The organism is Caulobacter sp. D5, from assembly GCF_003185805.1.
Taxonomy (GTDB): domain Bacteria; phylum Pseudomonadota; class Alphaproteobacteria; order Caulobacterales; family Caulobacteraceae; genus Caulobacter.
Map to the genome: position 1 here is coordinate 1 of NZ_QHJY01000569.1, position 1,472 is coordinate 1,472.

Sequence of the window (1,472 nt, forward strand, 5' to 3'; positions counted from 1 at the left end):
CGCCGCGGAGGCCGATCGCTGGGTGGCCGCCGGGTCGGGCGACATTCCCATTCCCCGCGCCCTGGTGCTGACCCGCCGCGACCTAGCCAAGGCCAAGGCGGCCGAGCCGCCCGGCAGCGCGACCTCGCCGTTCACGGCCGGCTACGCCGCCGTCTACCGCCTGGAGCTGGCCCGCCTGCTGTGGGCCGCGATCTCCGACGCCCCGGCCCGCCGGCTGGAGGAGCTGGCCCGCCGGGTTCCGGCCAACTAGAACCGACGCCAAAGAGCCACGACAGCCCCACGCTCGCGCAGGGCGTTGCGGCCGGAGGCCGTGCCGGTGAGCCCGGCCTGGGCCGACCAGCCGGCCGGCAGGGCGTAGACCGCCGAAAGCTCCAGGTTCAGGTAGCGATAGGCCTCATAGCCGCCCTGCCCCGCTCCGAGCGACGAGACGGCATAGGCCTGCCCCATCAGCATGATTTGCCTCCTGGGCCGCACGCCGAGCGTGGCTTCGAAGCGTCGCTCGTCGGGCGGATCGCCGTCGCGGCGGCGCAGCCCGCCCTGGACATCGGCGAAGACCTCGCGGCCGCCCAGGGTTCCGCTCCAGCCGACCAGCAGGCGGCTGTCGTATTCGGCGTCCGGCGAGCCCTTCTGCGCCGCGCCCGGATCGGCGTCGCCGCCCGGCAGGCGCACCGAGGTCTGGTTCGACATCACCCAGCCGTCGCGCGCCAGCAGGCGATAGCGGACCCCGACCTCGATATGCCCCGGCTCGTCAGCGCGGCCGTTGGCGGTGCGCAGGCGGCGGACCGAGCCCTGGAGGCCGAGGGTCAGCCGGTCGGTCAGTCCGTATTCGGCGAAGGCCTGAAGCTCGGTCTTGCGGTAGTCGACGATGTCGACCGCGCCGCCGCCGGCGTCGAAGCCGTGGGTGCTGTCCTGGGCGCGCAGGCTGACGATCACCTCCGCGCCGCCCTTGGGCTGGGTCCAGGCCGCCGCCTCGGCCTGGCTCCACGACACGGCCGTCGCCACAGCCGCCAGCAGAGCGGCGCCCCCGCGCCGCCTCACATCAAAGTCCATGCCGCCTCGCCCCTCCGCGACCGGTGAGCGATGATAGAAACACGAACTATCGCTAAGGCTGCATATGATTTTATGCGATTGACTCGCAACAACATGAGTCCTAGATCTTGTTGCGAACCAATCGCAAATCGATGTCGGGTTTTCCCTCCCCTCACCCATGACATCGCCTGCGTCCGGCGGAGCTCTCCTCCGCCGGACGCCTTTTGCGCCGAACTCGTCCGCCGACTGCCCGCCGACTTGGAGGTCTCAATGAGCTGCGCCTGCGGACTGGAGATGGACTTCGAGGACACCGGCCCCGAGGGCCTGGCGCGGGGCGAGCGCCTGCTGCTGTGGGGCGTGCGCACCTGGGCGGCGCTGCGCCTGCAAGGCCAGCCGGCCGACGCGGCGATCCGCGCGACCTTCGCCCGCAACGCCTCGCCGCG

The 1,472-nt window shown here is 71.9% G+C and carries 1 protein-coding gene and 1 pseudogene; one reads left to right on the forward strand and one right to left on the reverse strand.

Translation table 11 applies throughout. From position 1 onward, the window contains the following. Positions 1-250 (forward strand): annotated as a pseudogene (locus DMC18_RS26420) (hypothetical protein); the annotation flags it as partial. Here DMC18_RS26420 and DMC18_RS25305 read toward each other — a convergent pair. Further along, positions 247-1,050 carry a hypothetical protein gene (locus DMC18_RS25305; RefSeq protein WP_110121241.1) on the reverse strand — a complete coding sequence of 268 codons (804 nt, stop codon included), beginning with the start codon at positions 1,048-1,050 and terminating at the stop codon, positions 247-249. The pseudogene DMC18_RS26420 and the gene DMC18_RS25305 overlap by 4 nt on opposite strands. Positions 1,051-1,472 lie beyond the last annotated feature (422 nt).